Raw genomic sequence first — 20,777 nt, 5'->3', positions numbered from 1 at the left:
ATAACATCACTTTATTTCATCGCTTTGTACCGGTTGTATGCATCCTGGTACACCTTAACTAACTTATCCAAGTTCATTTCCTTCAGCTTCTTTACGTAATCGTCCCACTCGGCATCGATTCCGCCCTGCATCAGCCATTTAGCATGCATTTTCTTGACATAGGCATCGATATCCGTTAAATACCGTGTACGCACATCGTCCTCCTCCGGCGTGAAGTACAGATTCGGGAATACGTTTTTATCCAGGAACGGAGCGTAGATCTTATCCATGTCTCCCTTTGTAATTCCCTTGGACTTGGACGGCGGCGTATCCTTGGTTTTGGCGAAGACGGACGAGGAAGCCGGCGCGGTCGAATGGCGGAATTCGTTGGCGTTCATGCCGCTTGGCGGATCGTTCGCTTCCAGGCTGCCATCCGCATTCTGCTTCAATACCGTACCAACCATACCGTTAACCGCCTGAATGCTAACCATCGGATCATACATATAATCGATCCACCGCATCGTCGCTTCCGGATTCTTATTCGTGGAGGTAATGACGAAGGCGCCTTTGCTTAAAATACCTGCAGGATAGCTGTTCCACAGCTGGGCTCCCCCCGGTCCCTTCAACGGAGGAATCGGGATATAGTCGGCCGCCTGTTCATCTTCCATATACGTATTGGCGAGCCACGCCACGAAAGCACCGACATTTCGCTCTTTGCTTCTCAGCTTCGAGCCGTATACCTTCTCGTCATGCGCGAGCGACTCCACATCGACCAGCCCCTCGGCGAACAGCTTGTTGAAGTACTTGGTCGCTTCCTTGTATTCGGGGCGAATCGCCGTGTAGACGACCTGATCCCCGTTCATTACGATATGATCCTGCCGGTCCAGCAGCCCGAACGAGCCGTACATGGAATAGATGCCGGTAATGGCATGCACGCGGAATGAGAAAGGAACCTCGTCCTTCTTGCCATTGCCGTTCATATCATTGTCTTTAAACGCTTTCAAAGTCTTGTAAAATTCGTCCGGCGTCGTCGGAGTCGGAAGCTTAAGCTGATCCAGCCACTTTTTATTGATGAATAAGGCATCCTTGGAAACCGGATAGGTACCGTCGATCGTCGGTAGCGAATAGATGTGTCCGTCAGGTGATGTGAGCTCCTTTTTATAGGACGGATTGTCCTTTAGGATTTTATTGAAATTAGGTGCATATTTCTCGATGAGACCTTCCAGTGGGATAAAAATGCCCTGGCTTCCGTACTTAGCGACCTCATCCGTTTCAAGCGCAAAGTGACCGTAGATCGCATCCGGATAATCGCCGCTGGCAAACATCAGATTTTTCTTTTCCTTCCAGTTGTTCTTATCGTTCATATTCCAGTTGATATGCACGTTCGTCTTCTCTTCCGTTTCCTTGAAGAACGGCAGCTCGCCGAACGGCTTCTGACCGGCAATGCCGTACGTGGCGGCGATATTCAGATTCACCTTCTCCTTCACAATCGGAAGGCCGGTGGCATGTAAGTTCGCATTCCCCTTCGTCTGCTGCGCTTTGTCGTCTTTTTTCCCGGCAGCACCGTCTCCGCCGCTGTCCCCTCCGCAGCCGCTCAGACCAACAGCTACAGCCAAGGCCGTCGTCAGCCCGCCATAAAGCCATCCTTTTCTTCTCATTTACATGCACCCCTTCGTTTTTATCCCTTCAGAGAGCCGATCATGACGCCTTTGACAAAATATTTTTGCAGGAACGGATATAAAATCAGCACGGGCAAGCTCGAAACGATAATGACACCGTATTTCATTGTTTCCGCCATCTTCACAAGCTCCGCCTGATTGACGAGACCGTCCATCATCTGCTCAGAAGCTTCATTGCTGATCAGGATTTTACGAAGAATGATTTGCAGCGGCTGCAGCTCGTCATCCTTCAAATAAATGAGTGCCTGAAAATAGGAGTTCCAATGCCCTACCGCGCTGAAAAGCACCATAACCGCCACGATCGGCAGAGAAATAGGCAGTACGATTTGCAGGAAAAAGCGGGTATTGGAGCAGCCGTCCATCTTGGCCGCTTCGAGGAGCTCCAGCGGAACGTTTCCTTGAAAGAAGGTCCTCGTAATAATGATGTGGTAGGCGGACACCGCGTTCGGAAGAATCATCGCCCAGATCGTATTGACCATGCCCATTCCTTTAATGAGAAGGTATGTTGGAATTAGGCCGCCGCTAAAGAACATCGTGAACACAATCATCATCATGACAAGGCTTCGCCCGCTTAGATCCTGCCTCGATAGCGCATAACCGGCGGTTAACGTCAGCACGACGTTCAAGGAGGTTCCAAGCACAGTATAGATGAGCGAGTTGCGGTAGCCCAGCCATATGGTTGAATCCCCGAAAATTCTTCGATATCCTTCCAAGCTCGGATCCTGCGGGTAGAATGTCACCTTCCCCAGGTTCACCATATCCGGGTCGCTGATTGAGGAGATGATCACAAAGTATAACGGATACAGCACCATGAGCATAAGTAAGGACAGAACAGCATAAGTGAAGCCGTCGAAAAGTACGTCCGCTCTGGAGCGGCTTGCTGTCATGGCTTGCTCCCTCCCCTCACCATAAGCTGGCCTGCTTCATTCTTTGGGCCAGGCGATTGACCGAAAGCAGCAGAATAAAATTGACAACCGAGTTAAAAAAACCGATGGCTGCAGAATAGCTGAATTGGGCATTCAACAAGCCTGCCTTATACACGTAGGTTTGAATAATTTCCGAAGAATCCACATTCAGCTGATTCTGCATCAAATACACCTTTTCGAAGCCGACGCTCATAAAGGAGCCGATATTCAAGATGAGCAGAATCATAATGGTCGGCATAATGGAAGGCAGATCGATGTGCCGAATGCGCTGAAGCTTCGTAGCCCCGTCGACGACGGCCGCCTCGTGCAGATCCGGATTCACCCCGGAGAGCGCGGCCAAATAGATGATGGTCGCCCAGCCGAGATTTTGCCATATGCCGGAGAAGATGAAGATTGTCTTAAACCATGCCGCGCTCGCCATGAAATATATCGGATCGATACCAAGACCCAGCAGCATCAGATTGACGAGACCGTGCTTTGGCGACAAGAATAGATAGAGCATCCCGACGACGACAACGACGGAAATAAAATGAGGTGCATACGTGACGGTCTGTACCAGCTTCTTGAAGCGTTCATTCGTCGTTTGATTCAGGAGCAGCGCCAGCACGATCGGTGCCGGGAAAGCCACCAGCAATTCGTAGAGGCTGATGCCCAGCGTATTCTTGAGCACGGTAATAAATTGATACGACTCGAAAAAACGCTGGAAATGATCAAGGCCAACCCACGGACTGCCGTTTATTCCTTTGACGGCAATGAAATTCTTAAACGCAATCTGCACACCGTACATCGGAACATAATGAAACAAGATGAAATACACGATCGTCGGGATCAAAAATAGGTAAAGCTCATAGTTGTGCCATATCCGCATCATCGATGAGCTTCGCCACCATGCCGCCTTATGCCGTTTCAGCGGTGCTGTGTTCGCAGCGGTTCTTACTGTCAACGCTTCGCCCCCTTGCCTTCTTGTTGTTTCCCTGCAGCTTTATTGTAGGTAACGGGCTACCGTCTGTATATAAGCGCTTTCAATACGGATATGCAGGAATTGATCTAACGGGATGTCCCTCTTACGTTTAAGCCCGAATAGGTGGAAACTGAACCATATATATGCGAACTCTGAAGCAAAAAAAGAAACAGGCTTGCCTGAGCCTGTCTCAATCCGCCGCCTCCTGACCTGCCTGCTTCCGCATCATTTTTCTATATTCGCCCGGTGTGACGCCTGCCTCCGCCTTGAACTTTCGGATGAAGCTCGATGTATCGAAATAGCCTATTCGCTGTACGATCTCTTTAATCGAAGCATCGCTTTCCTCGAGAAGCCTCTTTGCATTATTGATCCGAATGGTATTCATGTAGTCGGAAATGGTCTGACCTGTATGCTCTTTAAAGAACCGGCTAACATAAGAAGTGGAGAGCGAAAAGTGGTGTGCCATCGACTGGACGGAGAAATCGTATTGGTCGCTGCGGTCGCAGACGTAATCGATCATCTGCCCGATCAAGCTTTCTCCCGATCGGCCCTTATGCTCCTGAATCGCTTCGCACACGTCCATACAAGCCTTCGTTATGAGATCAACCAGGTCTTCAACCGTGTGGAACTTCATCAAAGTGATCACATCGGGAAATTTTCCCGTGATTTCCGGAAATTCCTGCTTCATTTCCTCCGCCGTCCTCATGACGGTATGGATGATATCGAAGCATAGACAGCGAGCGACAAATAACGTAGTTCCGCCTGTTTTGATTTTATGGGTGAAATGGGTCAGCGTTTCGGCGATTTGCCCCGTTTTCCCCTCGCGGAGCAAATAGCTCAAATGCTCCATGTTATGGCTCGAATCGTACAAGGTCGATGCATGCTCCGAGGCCACCTCGCGGAAAAAAATGATTTGTCCGGCGCCCTTGATGAATTTGTAATCGGCCGCGGTGGAAGCTTCAATAAAGGAGCGTCCGAGCTGGTTCAATTCATTCTGCAGCCGCCCGACGCCGCAGGTCAGCCGAATGCCGTACTCGCGATAGAGCTCGCTGTGCCAGCCCGCCATCCATTCGCCGAGCTGCTGCTCCGTATAATCGGTGGATAACAAGAAAATCATCTGACTGGATTCGAGACTTTCCTTGTTATGCACGGTAATGCCCCGCTTCGACCGGCGGACGATCGCATCGGCAAGCTGCTGCTTGGACAGGCCGGCAGACTCCGGCGCCTCCACCACGAAGACGCCGTAAGAGGCATAATCAAACGCAAACGAAAGCCCCGCTTCCCTGCTGCTTTCGTCCAATTGCTCCTTGGATTCCACCTCTCCCTTCAGCATACTGAACAGCAAGTGTTCATGCAGCGCCGAGCGGTGCTTTTCCCATTTTTGCCCGAGCTCACGATTGGATAGCAGAATCCGGTCGATCAGCGTACGGACGGTTTCCAGTTCATTGGTTCTGGATAACGTCTTGCCTAAGTGCGTTTCCGCGAGCTGAACCAGCTTCTTGATAGGGTTATAGTTATACCGCAGTGCCGTGTATATCGCCGCGCTGCCGATCAGCAAAATAATCAAAAAAGTTTGTGTCCACTTGCCGACGACAGTATGGAAGGGTTTCCGAATATCATCCACAGGTAAAACGCTTACATAGGTCCATCCGGTCAGCTCCGAGGTGAGGCGGGAAACGAAATATTCCTCTCCTTCAAGCTTTGAGACGGTAAACAAATCCCCCTTCGGCTGGATGGAGTCGAACAGCGCTTCCTCCTTGATATGCCCTGCGCCCTGATACGATGTAACGATGCGCTGCTTCTCGTCGTAAATCATGATGTTGCCCGATCTTGGGAAAGCATCCGGCTTCAAGTAATTGAGAAAGGAGCTCTCCTTGATCAAAAAGAGGACCGTCCCGTAAGGATTCAGGCTGCCCATCGGAATCGGAAGCAGGTAGCTGACATACCTCTCCTCGGTGGCGGACACGAAGGTAACGTCCTCTGCCGTGCGGAGCGTCGGCTTCTTGATCGAATTAAGCTCCTCCCGGAATGCTGCTTCGGGCCAATGATGGAAACGGTAGATGTCGTTAATGAAGGCGGAGGTTCGATAAGTGCTGACGGAGGAATACAGGGTGTCATGGCCTCGCACGTAATAGAGCACCTCATGAATAAAATCGTTGGACACCTTGTAGTCGAGCAGCTGCTTGGTCTGATACGCGCTGAAGGGATCCTTCGTAACCGCGTAGGGGGTTAAATCCGGATTGGAGGAGATGCGTGCAGAAATCCGATTCATTTCAATAATCTTCGTGTCGACGCTATCGGCCAGCTGGCTCAGCATGTCCTTATTCGTCCACTCCACGTATTGGTTAACGATTTCATTCAGCTGCAGCGTGCCGTTGTAACCGAGCAAGCCTGCCGGTATGAGCAGCACCAGTACATACGAGAGCAGATACCTGAAGTAAACCGGGTTGAGCTTAAGAGTTCCTCTTCGCATGAGTCCCCCTGAGTCTGTAGAGTATGATTACTTATTGTAGCAAATCGCCTTTTCATTGTATATGTAAGAAAAGCGTCATGTCGGCGCGGCATTTCGTTTTTGGGACCTTGGATTTCTGCACTATAACGGCGTTCTCACGATACCTAAGAAACGGCATCAGAAAAAGGAGCTGCCTGATATTCCAGAATTAATTAGAAAACGGAGCCCGCAAACCCGCTCGGCTCCGTTTTTGTTGTTCCAGAATTGATTAGAATTTGAAGTGCGCCGCGGCCAATAAAATGGTTTGTTTCAGAATTCGTTAGAAAAACTATTAAGTGCGGCATTCTCTGTTATCCATTGTTATCCTTCGGATTCATTGTTATAGCCGATGCTTTAATATGCTTATGAAGCTCCCGATCAATCAAGCGTGAATAGTCTTGGGATCAATAGTAGGTGAGAAGTGGGTTGCTATTTTCATATATATTGCCTTACAATATCAAGATCACTAGCAAGACTGTTGAATTTATCCGAAGATGCTCCGATATTCTCGACAATGGCATAACGGGTATGACCCATTTCTTTGATGAATGTAAATAATGACGCTAAATCATACGCTCCAGACCCTAAGTCAGCATAGTCCTCCGGAGATGTATAGGACTGGTAGATCTTGAAGCTGTCAAATGCTTTCATGCCATCTTGCTTCAGTGCTTCAAATATATTGACAGGAAATCTAGGGTTAATGTTAATATCCTTCAAGTGTACGATCTCACACCGGCTGCCTAGCTTTTCGAGAATCTCTGTAGGTTGGATTCCTGCCCTTAACACCCATCCTAGATCCAATTCAAACCGCACATAGTCCGGGTCGGTATTCTGGATTAGAATATCGTACAGGGTCTCTTCCCCGTCCCGCTGGAATTCGTGAGCATGGTTATGGTAATAAAACGCAAATCCATTTGCCTTTAAACGCTGCCCTACGCGGTTCATTTCACCTGCTATACGCACCGCATCATCACGATTCTGCATCCATACAGTTGGGATTACAATAGAATGACAATTGATTTGCTCGTAATAAGAACACACAGCATCCCAATCGTGCACATCAATGGGTCTATCAGATCTACCTAATTCCTGTGCAGAGATGACTGTTAAATCATATTGGGTAAGCTTTTCTTTTAGCTGATCTATAGGGATATCATCCATGAATCTTGTGTATTTACTTTTATTATATCCAATGAGCTCGACATTTTTATAACCGAGTTCAGCCAGCCGTTCTAATGTACGGAAATAATCTTTACAAAGATCATCTTGAACGGATGAAACGTTCACACCTGCTTCAATAGCCATGGAAACCAGCCTTTCATCGTTATCTTCTTAAAATAATGCTCGAAGTCTTACCTTGCGTTAGATTTGAGTTGAACTGCAGCTTGATCGTGGGGAATAACTTCACGACCTTGATTAGATCGTCCTTTGCTTCAATGTCGCTTGCTGACATTAGAAGATCCATTTCAATGATGCCGCAGTTTTCATGCGTTGGGTCACTAATAGCAATTTCAATCGTATCATCCGTCGTTAAGATCATGACAGAAGCTTTTGCCGAGCAAGTCACTCCCTTGACTGTGGTTATCTCATCCTTCCAGAAATTGATTCCAAGAATCCCGAGGCCTGAGTGATAAACAGCATGGGCTGAGGACGACTGCTGTATGATCTCTACTTTTGGTTGAGCTGCATATTGTTCCGTTTCATTAGAGGTGAAGCCAGGTAATATAACATAGGCATAGCCTTCATTTTGAGGCGACTCTCCATGGTCTACCCACAACGTTAGGTAGTGACGCGAAATTTCTGTATCGGGACCAAAGCCGATTTCCTGCCAACTACCTGTTCTCTTCTCACGTTGCCCTTTCAACAATGCTGCTTGTGGGAAATAATAACCGATATCGGAATCAGGGGCATCCCCTTTGAGATGCATCCAACAAGTGTCCGGCAGTACGGCTGACCATCCCGAGTTCTTAGGCATTTCTTTACCATTTACCATAAATGGGTTCGTGCCTTCTGCGTTTAGCTTGCGATTCTCCACAACAGTTTCTACTCGGAATGGTTCTCCGTATTGAATATCCGAGCCTATAGCTACAATTTCGTTTTCAAAAAGAAACCATGATTTTTTAGCACGCAAAGGCTTTGTATCGGAGACTGTAGGATAGTCCTCCAGCAACATCCCGGCTGATCCATAAAGACCCTGTAATTCAGCCCCCCCTGCCCAGCTTTCTTGGTTACGATACATATGTCCAAATTTCGGAACCCGAATCTGATTGGTAACTGTAATCCCGGCTAAACGATAAGGATTTACTGTAGGCCAATATCCATCCGAATAATGTCCTAAATCCCCGTTATAAAGTGTCGTATGACCGTGCGATTGATACCAGCCTTTTTTGTTTTCATCGTTAATCGTTTCATATGTTGCCATACGTTTAGAAAACACGCTGATTCCGAAAGCAAATTCAGGGCGCTGAAGAACAGCCCTTGCCATGCAGCCATACATTTTGTATTTGTTAGTCGGCGCTGTTGGTATGACGCTATTGTCTTTAAGCAATTCGATTGCGAGTGCCTTTAAATAAAGGGGGGCATGCAGAGTGAAAGACATAGCTGTATCCTCTTGCATCCAATATCTCACCATTTGCTTTAGCCTGTCCCTATGAGGAGGTGGTGCAAAGGTGGAGAGTTCAAGTAGAGCTCCGATGACTATATGTCCAACTTCATGATTTTGCCGATCGTATCTTGCTACCTCTCGACCGCTCGCCATGTCCATCATAGAACCTCGGAAGAGTAACGGTTCGTAGGAGTTATATACCACGTCGTAAATACGAGACTTATAATCTTCACTCACCTGATGTGGCGTGCTTTCCATCACATTTAGAATAGGTACAAGGGTGGAAATCATAGATTTCCCATAGCCCCCAGTATATGCAAAGGCACCATGCTGAACAAAGGAGCCGTCTTCATAGAAGCCGCCCTCTCCTTCAGTTATATACTCAAAAACGGAAAGTAATCCATTCATGGCTTTCTTTAATGCTTCATCATCTCCCAAGAGTAATGCATACAGAACCAAGACCCTGCAAATCCATACCCGATTTGCTCCGGTTGAAGTCCTTACAGGATAGCGGGTTTGAGAATAAAGGTACGTCAGCGGTTCCGGGCAAAAACGACCGATCGGTTCCAGATACGCTTCTATTTGTTGTTGGGACAAGCTTGGACTCATTAATAATACAATATCGGTTAAGGCGAGTGGTGCTCCGATTTCCCAATCCCACCAATTCCCATAGGTCACGATCTTGGTATTGTATCGGTTTATGAGCATCCAATCGAGAGCAGCCACAATATCTCGGCATAGCGTGGTGTTTCCCTCAAGTTCGGAGCCGGGGGTATTCAAGGCAATGGTCATGCAGCGCAGCCTATCGTATATACTTGTTAGCTCGCTCGACAATGAATTGCAGCTCAATTCTTTCCATAAAAAGTTGCGGCTTTCCTCCTTTTCCATCTGGCTCCAATAGTGCATCGCCTCAGCGGTAAGCTCCTTAACGCCTTGCATAATGATAGGGTCAGTTAGCCACCGGCCGTCGATACCAATGATTCTGTGTTTCCACGCGTTTTGGATCAACTTCATTCTTATTACTTGTCCTCTCTGAATGTAATTAAACACTGAAGCAAAATCACCAATATAATTTCCAGTTTCTTGTAATTCTTGTCAATGCTTCTAAGTAAAAATAATCCCCCCAGAGATTGGCTTCATCCACGCCGTGGTTATAGTTCTTGTGATAAACTCCATGCAATAAGAGTGCATTCGATGCCTCGTTCTGCCACGTAGAGTAATTTTCAAACAAGGACTTCGTGATCTTCTCGGCTGCATGTGAATAATATTGTTTTTCCTTATCATCCGGCAAATGCTTGGCTAATTCCAACAATCCGCAGACAGCAATTGCTGAGGCCGAACTGTCCTTGGGCTCTCCGCTGCCATCAGCAAAATCCAGATCCCAATAGACTACTAAATCCTCTGGGCTTCGATTCAAAAAATAATTGCTCAGGATTTTGCTCACTTCCAAGAAGCGATCATCCTTTGTATACAAGTAGCTAAGAACGAATCCGTATATCCCCCACGCTTGCCCGCGGGCCCAGCAGGAGTCATCACTGCGTCCTTGTTTGGTCTGACCGAACCTCGGATCACCTGTATCGACATCAAAGAAAAAGGTATGGTACGTCGTACCATCAGCTCTAACAATATACTCCAAAGATTTTAATGCATGAGAATAAGCAGCGTCTTTATAATGCGAGTCACCGGTAACCTCACTTGCCCAGTACAAAAGGGGTAAATTTAATAAACAGTCAATAATCATGCGTCCACGTTCATTCGGATCGTTCATATCTCCCCAGGCTTGGAGAATTCCCGCCGTTTCTACGAAGCGTGTCATCAGATGGTCAGCTGCTCGCAGGGCTGCAAACTTGGCTGCCTCGTTCCCCGTTAACTTATAAGCGGCTATACATGAAAGACTATATAAGAAACCAATGTCATGCGTATCGCAATCGATTTGATACTTAATTCGTTCAATAAAACTGTTCACTTGAATTTCAATCGCTTCCAAATACCTTTTTTCCCCTGTATGTTCAAGTACCAGGCATAAAATTCCTGTCCAAAACCCCGTAGTCCAACCTATATTGACTCCTTCCTTGTTTTCGGGGTTGGCATTTCGGCTACTTCCATGTTTGTTAAATGGGTACACGTTACCAAGGGTTGAACTCGCAGGAAATTTGTCCTTGAAGATTTCCAGATTGGCAGAAACTTTTTTTATTGCAGCCGAAATCGCATCTTCGTAAACCTTTGGATTGAAATCTGGGGCAGTCTTGAAGGTCTTCATATTCATTCCTTCATTCAAAACATTGTTCACTTAGCATTACCTCACTTTTCCAAATTTTGGATTTATAGGGATGTACTGAAATAACACCAACCCCACTGTCTACGAACGATGGGGTAAAGGTTTTACGTCACCTAAGGGCTTAACAGCAGTCTCCGATCGTTTAATAAAAAATGAGAGCAGCAATCCCAAGGTACCAATCCCAATAATGACAAGATATGCATCATTAATACCTTCAATAGAGGCTTGGATCATTAGATGTGCTTGCGAAATATCTTTCACTTCGAGACCAGAGGTCATTTCATTCAGATGAACTTTAGTCTGAGCAGACATGATTGTTACAAGCAGAGAAGTTCCTATCGCTCCAGACACTTGCCTAATGGTGTTGGTAATAGCCGTGCCGTGGGCATGGAGGGATGAAGGCAACTGGTTTAGACCGGCTGTTTGTACAGGCATCATCAGCAATGCCATTCCTATGCGGCGACCTGTACTCATGAGAAGGAGATACAAGTAGCTGGTCGAGTCTGTCAATTGAACAAAACCTGCTGTGGTTACGATTGTGATGGATAATCCGGCAATTGCCAGCCATTTCGCACCGAAGCGATCAAACCATTTTCCGGTTACCGGCATTAGAAGGCCCATAATAAGAGCGCCTGGTAGAAGGAGAAACCCTGCTTCTAAAGCGGTAAAGCCACGGGCATTCTGAAGGTAGAGCGGAAGAAGTATCATATCCGCGTACATCACCATAGTAACTGCTATATTGATAACCGTTGTTAGGGAATACATCTTAATTTTGAATACATTTAGATCCAACAACGGACTTGTAGAGCTCAGCTGCCTCCAGATAAAAATCCCTAATGCTATGATTCCAACGCTAATAGATATCATGACCTCACTATTCGACCAGCCTTTGTTGCCGGCCAAACTGAAGCCATACAATAATGTACCGAAGCTTATGGTCGATAAAATAACACTACATATATCGATTCTTAACTTGATAGGTTCCGATACATTCCTTAAGTAGATATAACCCGCAAGGACAACGATGGCGGCAAGCGGAAACATACCATAGAATATAGCTTTCCATGAATAGGCTTCAAGAATGTAGCCAGCTATCGTTGGGCCAAGAGCTGGCGCGAAAATGACAGCGAAACCTACCATACCCATCGCTGCGCCTCTTTTTTCTTTCGGGTACATGGTCAAGACAACCTGGGTAAGAAGCGGCATGATCATTCCGGCACCCGAGGCCTGAATCAATCGTCCAGCTAAAAGCACGGGAAAGAGCGTTGCAATGGCACTTATGACTGTGCCGGCTAGAAAGGTAATCATGGATGTCAAGAATAGCTGCCTTGTAGTAAATCGTCGCATGAGATAGGCTGTAATCGGAATCAAGATCCCGTTTACCAGCATATACCCCGTAGTCAGCCATTGGGCCGTTGCGGCAGGAATGGTAAAGGCATTCATTAGCTTTGGAATGGCTACACTCATGATGGTTTGGTTTAGGGTGGACAGGAAGGCGCCCATAATCAAAATAAGCATAATGGTGCCTTTTTTAATAGTGAGTTCCTTAGGAGCTTGTTCGCGACTCAACTTGATCCATCCTTTCTTTCAATTAAGTAAGTATATGCTGAAGTCCAGTCGTCAAATTAAAAGCCCTCCTTGCAGTAGCCTCATTGTAAATTTGTTTCAGCTTGAGATAGCAAAGCGAAGGAGGGATCCCCTTCCTTCGCTTCTAACCGTGGCAGAACAATACTTACTTTTGAGAGCCTGCAAGCTTTTCAGAGGGCTACGTCGTTAGGGCGGTTGGCCTCTGGAAATTTAAGTAATTCTTCGAAGATATTATTTTGCAGTTGTTCCTCCGTCTATAACCAATTCGGTACCTGTGACATATGACGCTTCGTCTGATGCCAAGTACAAAACGCCAAAAGCAATATCCTCTCCGGTCCCGAAACGAGGCAGTGGGGTTCTCTCCTCAAAATGCTTCTTTATCTGTTCATGATGAAGTATCCCTTCGGTCATCGGGGTGATGATCAATCCAGGGTAAACTGAATTAACGCGGATATTATCCGTAGCGTAATCCACAGCTGCCGCTCTAGAAATTGCGCGAATCCCGCCTTTGGATGCAGCGTACCCGTTAAATCCACCACCAACAAGGCCCGCAAGGGAAGCGATATTCACAATAGAACCACCACCGGCCTCTTTCATGATCGGGATCACGTGCTTCATTCCTAAATAGCTTCCTGTTAAATTGATGCTTAGGACACGGTTCCACTCTTCGAGTGTGTCTCCTTTATTGCCTATTCCTGCGCAATTTACAAGCACATTAACAGTACCAAACGTATCAATGGCCTTCTCAATAACGGATGTCCAATCTTCATCTGCCGCAACATTATGTGAAAACCCGATCGCTGCACCATAAGTAGAAACGATTTCTTCGACTGTAGCGTTCAATTTGTTCGTTTGAACGTCCGTTAACACGACTTTAGCACCTTCCCTTGCCAATAGGATTGCACTTGCCCTCCCTATACCACTTGCAGCTCCAGTAACTACTGCAACCTTCCCATTCATTCGTCCCATAATTTTCTCCTTTTTGTATGAGCTTTTGACTAAACATGTAAAAAATTTTCATAATACTAGATCGAATAATTGCAATGTACTTTGTCTTACCAACTGTCCAATATCTTCAAGAACTACATAATTGACAGCTAACGTAATGTAAAATGGTATTACTATTTAATAATAAACATTAGCAATACAAAGGACTACCACTATGCCGACCTATGGATTAGCACTTTTACGACTTCTACCCTATAACCAACACAACAGCCCTCACTCAATAACCATTCAATAATTAAACAACCCCAACATGAACTGTCGGGGCTGTCGTTAGCGCTTTCAATGCCGATTAAATTGGTTGATGATCGAATTCTCCCTGCCTTACTCAATTATTTCTTATTTGCAGCTGCCCATGCGTCCAGCTGCTTTTGTTTCTCCATAATAACCTTATCGATACCCGCAGCTTTGAGCTTGGATCTGAACTCCTGCAGCTTATCAGCGGGATCGATGGTCCCCGATTCCAGAGATTTCTTATACTGATCCATTACGTTGTTAAGGGCGGTAATCTCGTTCTTTACCGGTTCTGAATTGAATGTAAAGCCGAGCGCTTTCGACTTGATTGATTTATAGTTCATTTCCGCTGATAATTTCCATAAATCCGGCGGATCGTTGCTAAACACATAAGTCAGGAATGGATTCGCAGTAAGCCAGTTTGGAGTGGAATATCCAACCGTAGTGGAATCAATGCCGGGAGGATAATCAATCATATTATCCTTCACCTTCACATAGTGCTTACCCTCGATTCCCCATTTCAGCAAATTGGCAATTTCGACATTCGAATAAATGAGGTTCATGAACATCATGGTCCTCTCAGGGTTTTGGGAATTATTTGATATGGCCCACATTCCTGTAAGCACATCGGAAGTGCTTGAATACACTTCAGGTAATAACGGCACAAATGTTAATTCAAACCCTGCATTGCGGCTTCCCCTTTCCACGCCTCCTATCTTAAGACTTTCGATGTAAGAAAACGATTTTTTTGCTTTCATGAGATCTGCACTGCCGACCTTACTCGTAGCGGCGTCTTTATTTATGAATCCCGCTTTAAACCAGCTATGCATCTTTTTCAAAAAGTCTTCATATTCTTTGGTCTCAAATAAGTTCACGACTTTTAAACCGTTGTCAAATCCAGGCAAAACACCAAAACGATCACCCAGCTTGTCATACCAAACATACTTTTCTGCAGGAATTGATAACCCGACTCCGAGAGGGGCGATGGTAGGCTCATTATCTTTAATCGTCTTAAAAACCGGATCCAGATCATCAATTTTCTTGATGGAAGCTACATCGATTTTATATTTCTCCAACAGATCTTTTCTCATAAAGATCCCGGGAACTCCAGTAGTAAAATCTTTAAGGACCGGTACGCCATAGATTTTCCCTTTAATCTTAGCGCTATTTAGAAAGTCAGGATCAAATTGTTTTTTGAGGTCCTGACCATATTGATCCAACAGATCATCAAGCGGGATAATTTTCCCCGTCTCGGCATTAGGGCCGTAACTCTGACCAAACACAAACAACATATCCAGCTTCTCGCCGCTCGCGGTCATCAAATTCATAGTTTGCTGCCAAGCACCCGTGCTGATCGGATTGAATTTCACTGTTGTGTTGATTTTCGCTTTCGCAATCTTATTGATTTCATCTTGGATCAAATGAATATCCTTATCAACTGCTCCTGCTACAGGAATAGCAAGTGAGAGCTCATATGGGTCTTTCGTCGATTTGTCATTTGTACCAACGGAAGATTCCGCACCTTCACCCTTCGTAGACGACGAACAAGCGGTCAGAAAGCCGAATGCCAGTACTGCGGCAAGGGACATGTTGATCATCTTCATTTTTCCACTCATTGTTATACCCCCTTTAAACTTTGGTAGCGATTACATTTTTATTGTATCGATTTTCAACAGCATAAACCAGCACTTTGACGACTATCTTAATTACGTTCTCACAACTTATTGAACACTTTCACCTCTATTCCCCGCCGACAAAAGCGATGTCCTCAGCAAGATTCGCTCGGAATAGCTCCCAAGAGAACGGAGTTTTGCCCAAATGCATAAGGGGCTGCTCTACATAGTGAGATTTGGTGACGGCAATCAAGTTTTCCCAATGGCCGGCCGCATGGGACTCCTCTAACCACTCTTTCGCTTTGCTCCTTTCCATTTCGTCCCCGGTCCTTCGATAAGTTTCGTAGCATACTCCTGCTCTCAGCTTATCCGAAAGGTAAAGACACAGGTGCGCCCATGCCTCGACATCGGCCTTCTCGCAATCAAGCGTTGTCAGAGCCGTATGCGGGATGGAGTCCAGCAACGCCAGGGCTTCCGTGGCATTCGTCTCCAGCTTAGAGGCAGCCTGAAGCGGAGTGACGAAGCCGTCCATCGACTGACCTGATAAAACCCGGTCCACGTAAGCCCTGATCGATAAATACGTTGGGTCGGATGTCGGGCTGGCCATAAGATCCTGCAAGGAAATAAACGCCTTGCCCTCGTTAAATTCGGATCTGTCGGTAGAAATGAACCCTTCCGAATAGAGTGTAAAATCCCATGTAAACCTGATGTAAGAGGCCAGTGTCCTCGGCATTTCGCAAACAAGCGAATACGCCTTTAATAAGGATTGGCCCGCCTGCTTGCCATAACGCCCTGCCAAGGCAGACGTGAACACATCGTCAGGCGTGGCGGGATCATACAGCAATCTTCCCCATAACATATAATAGAGCCAATGCTTCTCGAAGGCATAGGTCCAAGTCATATGCGGGCACCCTGAGGCATGGGAATAATCCTTTCCGGGGATAAAGCACTCTGAGCCGATATAATAGCCTCCAACATACTCTTGACCGTTCAAGGCGATATGCTCCCGGATAAATCCAGGCTGAGCCCAACGAAGCGTAAAGAAATCCTCGTTGCGAACCATCCAGGTTATTTTGTATTTCTCTGGTGGTGGATTCCAGTACCCCTCCATTCCATTGGAGCCCCCGTGCGTCAACAGAAGTCTAGTGGAGGAATAAGCATGGGACCAATTAAATTTGACTTCAACCCAAACCGGCTCAGGTATAAATCCGTTGTTATCGATCGCGTTCCTCGTAATGGCGGGATCAACTGAGAAAGGCGCTCGATGAATTAATTTGACCGGCCGGTTTGCCTGCTTCACCCCCTCGTAATACACATCCTGGATCCAATCCTGCTGCTCCTGGGGGGACATCCCATTCATACGTTCGCCCGACGAAATACCGATCCCGGTAAGATCAGGATATTCTTCAATGAGTTGCGTTACGCACTCACGCGTATATCGTTTAATTTGCTCGCTGGAGTAGAAACTACCGTGATGGTACTGCTGATCATCAATAGCATCAGGCTCATAGTGCTTCCTGAAAGCCCCCGATACGAAAATATTCCAATTAACCAAGTACGTTTCGATTCCACGTTCTTTGGCCATCCGAAACAGTGACGTCCAATACTCCCTCCACTGCGCCAGCTCTTCATCTGAAAAGGGCGTGGCCTTAGGGAAATTCTTAGATCGAAACATATATGGATATGGATGTAAGTTCCAGAGTGTTAATGCGTTGAAGCGGTTTTCCGCCATCATGTCCAAAAACCGCTGCCAGAAAGCAAGGTCGCGAACGGTGTCCATTTGATTAGTAAAACATTCATTCTGCCGGTAGCTGGACCAGGGAAGGTTGAATTTGATCGCTCGAAACGGAAATCGGGGGTTCTTTACACTGTTTGGAACGAGCTCAATCCCTTCGTGCAGCCGGAGTTGCTCAGCCAGCTCAAGTGTTCCGTACATCGCTCCCGATTCATCCAGTGCCATGATAAACAACGTCGATTTCCCTTGATAAAAGGACCGACGGATTTCAAAGCCCTCAGGCCCTAATGCACTGTCCGGCATCATTCCGTTTAAAGCGGAGGCTTCGTCGGTACCTGTAACGATGATTATGTCTGCTTTCGCTGCGGCATCCTCTAACTGCAGATATTCCGCGATTGCCCCGGTGCCCTCGATCGCTTCTCTCAGTTTTCGGACCGCGAAGCACACCCTTGGCGAATCCTGCCGAAACGCTACGGCAATTGGCATCTGTAAACCCCTCCTTTTTCTCTCCATCCTCATTTCGAACTACCCCGATCAAAATCGGAATACCTTTACTTCTGTAATTCCGGCGTGTATACATCGCTCGGATGCAGTTGATTGAGCAGCGGCTCCCCGACACGATACCGCCTGATATTCTCTCTGATAATGTCTATCGACCGGCCGGTACGATCGGGTACCTGAGGCGTAGTATGCGGTGTAATCAAAGTATTAGGCGCGTCCCACAATGGACTATCCGCAGGCAGCGGCTCCTTCGTGAAAGTATCCAGGCCCGCTCCCCCAATCTTTCCTGCGTAGAGCGCCTCTGTCAATGCGTTCTCATCAATTACCGCTCCGCGGGCCATATTGACAAGATAGGAAGTGTGCTTCATAAGCGACAGCTCCCGTCGACCGATCATGTGGTGAGTCTTATTGTTGAGCGGCACCGCCAACACGACAAAATCGCTATTTGCGAGCAATTCATCAATGGTATCCCCGTTTTCCCCGCAATAGAGCCGGTCAACGCCCGTTGGCGGTGGAGCGCTGCTTCTACGGTACCCGAGAACATTCATCCCCATCGCCTTTGCGCGCACCGCCAGCTCGCTGCCGGTATGCCCCAAACCTATAATGCCGACCGTGCGTCCATACAGTCCGCGTAAGTCGTTCTGCCCGGGCACTCCCCAGTAGTGAGCCCGCTGAGCTTCAAGGAACTTCGGGTATTGATATGCCAAGGCCAGCATAAAGAACATCGCGTGCTCCGCAAGCGCCGGTGACGAACGGCCCGCCGAGCTCGTTACACGCAGGCCACGCTCAAAAATTTCCGGCCGGGCGCATCTGTTTAAACCGGCATGATCGCAGTGGACCCATTTAAGTAACGGAGCCTCTAAGAATCGTTCATCGAGATCACCTCCAAGCACAGCCACATCGGCGGTTTTTAGGGCCTCCTGTATACCTTCGTGATCGTCTCTTCGAAAGCGAACAACGGTTGCCGGAGCAAAGGAGTCAACTAGCTTCTTATAATTTACCTCATCATAATAAACAGTAGTAAGGACTAAACGAATGTCATTCATGAATATACCCTCCCCAGTTTTCGTATCTAGTCTTAATCCTCGATTACGATGGTCTCAAACGATTGCAGCTCTTCTAGACTGAAAGAAACTTGACCTTCTTTGTATTCGAATGGGATGTCTCCGGAGCGCCGCAGAGCGTGAACTCGAGAAGGCTTACGATCAGCCTTTACGCTGAAGTGTAGATTGCGAATCGGCAGCGGTGCATGAAATGCCGTTCCAAGCTGTCCGGATAAGTTTATCGCGCTGACCAATCGGCGGGAAATGCCCCGCGCTTCATGAAACGTTACTTCAACCAACGGAGAAGCAGTCAACACCAACTGTTCGCGGTAACCGAGCACATCCCGCAGCGCCGCCATGAGCAGACGGGCATGGCCGTGGTTGCTTAATTTTTCATAATGGGCCCCAAGAGCCCATGGAAGATAGGCGCTTTTCCCTTTACCGTAACCGTTTACAATCATTCCCGGAATTTCGCTCTCTTTCGTAAAATAACACTTTTCAGGAGGTCCGAACATGCATTCAGGAATCAATCCAAGGAGTCCTAGCGCGCCATCCTCCAGCTTGCACTCCAATTTCTCCCCGTGTAAGTAAACGAGGTCGATGGACTCGAATCCGCTCAGCTTGCCTTTGTCCTCTTCGCTGATGCGAAAATACGAACCGAGAACCTTGGGCATATGGGAAAATTCCTTCACTCCCAGACTTATCAAACGAACCCGTCCCTGGGGGTGTCCTTTTCGGTCGCAAGTGGATGTAAATCCCGTTGCAAGGAGCTTGCCTCCTTGCTCTACGAAACGGTCAATGGCAGCTACAGCATCGTCGCTCATGCTTCTTTGATCGGGAAGTATCAGTACCTTATACCGCTGAAGCTTTTTAAAAAAGTCCGGCGATTCGAGCACACTAGCGTGAAGAAGATCGTATTGCACGTGGTTTTCGCTCAGAATCCTCATCATCCCTTGCAATTCCTTCTTGCTACCGGGCATTTTGCCCTCCGGAACAACCACGCACACCTCGGCTAACGATCGAAGGTCTGTGTAATATTGCTCATGCTCTTTATGGTACCGGAAAATATCTTTCACGCCGTCGAAACAAGTCCTGTCCTCTTGGTTCACGAGGGTGCCGATCACGTAATAATCCAGCCAACCGCCATTTACCATACTTTGGACCAGCCTCAGTGAAGTCAGATGCGGAGAAACCCCCACATGCCGCATCGCGTAATCAACGAAATGAACCGCCGAATTACTAACTGCCATCCCGTCCCAGGAGCTGCGTACAGTACGTACGTTTTCCGTAGCCGAGTAATTCCATTCCGGAAACGGTCGTTCGATGCCCGAATTGGATTCTTTCCGGTAGACGTCGGAACTGCCGTGGGTATAGTTGACGATTGCGATATTGGGGTTACGGCTCTTGACCACGGCTACCCTTCGTTCGAAGAGCTCATGCACGGTTTCCGTTTGGAACCGTTGATAGTCACGATATATAGCATCATTGGCATCCGGCTTTACAGGCAAGCGATCATGCCCGGTACGCTCTGTAAACCGCTTATGGCAGTTGTCGCATTGACAAATCCCATGGATGTTGTAGCTATAGTCGTGCATTACGTACCCGATCATATTAAAAAATACCCCGTCAATTGGATACTTCTCAACGACTTCCTCCAGCACTTTCAACGAATATTCCTGTTGATAATACCCGTTAATGCACGTATGAACTTGACCGTTGTAATTAACGATCTTCTTCCCTTCGGCGCTTCGATACAGCCAATCTTGATTAGAAAGAGCATGCACCTCGTTTAACCGACTGAAATCGAAGCGGGCGATAAATTTCATCCCTCTCTCATGTACGCGTTCGATCACCTTACCTGTAAAATCGTCTTTTAGGTTAGGGTTTACGTAATGAAATTCGAGTTCACTCGGGTAATTAGCCACAATTCCCCCGACGTTAAAAAGCAGAGCGTCCGCAGAGAATTCCTCCAAACTCTGCATGTACTCATCAATATCAAGCAGCGCGTCGGTCTCTCTTAAATTCGTTTGAATAAGACGCATCGGTTTCTCTCGCCACCAGGTCATTACCATTTCCTCCTAGAAATTTATTTGATTGGAGAAATCGTTACATGTTCATCGTAACGAACTATGCCGTATTC

Annotated in this window: 13 protein-coding genes; all 13 read right to left on the bottom strand. The window is 47.1% G+C overall.

What is annotated here, in order from left to right; all coding sequences use genetic code 11:
* Positions 1 to 11: 11 nt before the first annotated feature.
* The 13 genes from QMO62_RS31905 to QMO62_RS31845 all read right to left on the bottom strand — a co-directional run bounded on the left by QMO62_RS31905 (position 12) and on the right by QMO62_RS31845 (position 20,703).
* Positions 12 to 1,637, bottom strand: a complete 1,626-nt coding sequence (locus QMO62_RS31905; protein WP_284646514.1) for a type 2 periplasmic-binding domain-containing protein — start codon at positions 1,635 to 1,637, stop codon at positions 12 to 14.
* 20 nt (positions 1,638 to 1,657) lie between these two features.
* Positions 1,658 to 2,545: a carbohydrate ABC transporter permease gene (locus tag QMO62_RS31900; RefSeq protein WP_284646513.1), complete on the bottom strand. Its 888-nt coding sequence runs from the start codon at positions 2,543 to 2,545 to the stop codon at positions 1,658 to 1,660.
* A gap of 16 nt (positions 2,546 to 2,561) precedes the next feature.
* Positions 2,562 to 3,455 (bottom strand): ABC transporter permease, encoded by an 894-nt coding sequence (locus QMO62_RS31895; RefSeq protein WP_284646753.1) that lies wholly within the window; start codon positions 3,453 to 3,455, stop codon positions 2,562 to 2,564.
* Between the two features lie 280 nt (positions 3,456 to 3,735).
* A complete protein-coding gene (locus QMO62_RS31890; protein WP_284646512.1) occupies positions 3,736 to 6,018 on the bottom strand; it encodes a helix-turn-helix domain-containing protein in 2,283 nt (760 codons plus the stop codon).
* A gap of 453 nt (positions 6,019 to 6,471) precedes the next feature.
* Positions 6,472 to 7,341, bottom strand: coding sequence for a sugar phosphate isomerase/epimerase family protein (locus tag QMO62_RS31885; protein ID WP_284646511.1), 870 nt, complete (start codon positions 7,339 to 7,341; stop codon positions 6,472 to 6,474).
* Positions 7,342 to 7,360: 19 nt separating this feature from the next.
* Positions 7,361 to 9,655, bottom strand: a complete 2,295-nt coding sequence (locus QMO62_RS31880) for a polysaccharide lyase 8 family protein (RefSeq protein WP_284646510.1) — start codon at positions 9,653 to 9,655, stop codon at positions 7,361 to 7,363.
* A gap of 46 nt (positions 9,656 to 9,701) precedes the next feature.
* On the bottom strand, positions 9,702 to 10,931 hold the full coding sequence (locus QMO62_RS31875; RefSeq protein ID WP_284646509.1) for a glycoside hydrolase family 88 protein: 1,230 nt from the start codon (positions 10,929 to 10,931) through the stop codon (positions 9,702 to 9,704).
* 69 nt (positions 10,932 to 11,000) lie between these two features.
* Entirely contained in the window at positions 11,001 to 12,437 is a 1,437-nt protein-coding gene (locus QMO62_RS31870; RefSeq protein WP_284646750.1) for a DHA2 family efflux MFS transporter permease subunit, read from the bottom strand.
* A gap of 300 nt (positions 12,438 to 12,737) precedes the next feature.
* Positions 12,738 to 13,475 carry an SDR family NAD(P)-dependent oxidoreductase gene (locus QMO62_RS31865; protein ID WP_284646508.1) on the bottom strand — a complete coding sequence of 246 codons (738 nt, stop codon included), beginning with the start codon at positions 13,473 to 13,475 and terminating at the stop codon, positions 12,738 to 12,740.
* 368 nt (positions 13,476 to 13,843) lie between these two features.
* Positions 13,844 to 15,361, bottom strand: coding sequence for an ABC transporter substrate-binding protein (locus QMO62_RS31860; protein ID WP_284646507.1), 1,518 nt, complete (start codon positions 15,359 to 15,361; stop codon positions 13,844 to 13,846).
* Positions 15,362 to 15,485: 124 nt separating this feature from the next.
* On the bottom strand, positions 15,486 to 17,579 hold the full coding sequence (locus QMO62_RS31855; RefSeq protein WP_284646505.1) for an alpha-glucuronidase family glycosyl hydrolase: 2,094 nt from the start codon (positions 17,577 to 17,579) through the stop codon (positions 15,486 to 15,488).
* Positions 17,580 to 17,644: 65 nt separating this feature from the next.
* The gene (locus QMO62_RS31850) at positions 17,645 to 18,640 is read right to left on the bottom strand and encodes a D-2-hydroxyacid dehydrogenase (RefSeq protein ID WP_284646504.1); all 996 of its coding nucleotides are present in this window, start codon (positions 18,638 to 18,640) and stop codon (positions 17,645 to 17,647) included.
* Between the two features lie 32 nt (positions 18,641 to 18,672).
* The gene (locus QMO62_RS31845) at positions 18,673 to 20,703 is read right to left on the bottom strand and encodes an alpha-amylase family protein (protein ID WP_284646503.1); all 2,031 of its coding nucleotides are present in this window, start codon (positions 20,701 to 20,703) and stop codon (positions 18,673 to 18,675) included.
* Positions 20,704 to 20,777: the final 74 nt, after the last annotated feature.

The organism is Paenibacillus silviterrae, assembly GCF_030167925.1.
In the GTDB taxonomy this organism is placed as follows: Bacteria; Bacillota; Bacilli; order Paenibacillales; family NBRC-103111; genus Paenibacillus_G; species Paenibacillus_G silviterrae.
This window is presented reverse-complemented; position numbering and strand designations above follow the sequence as displayed.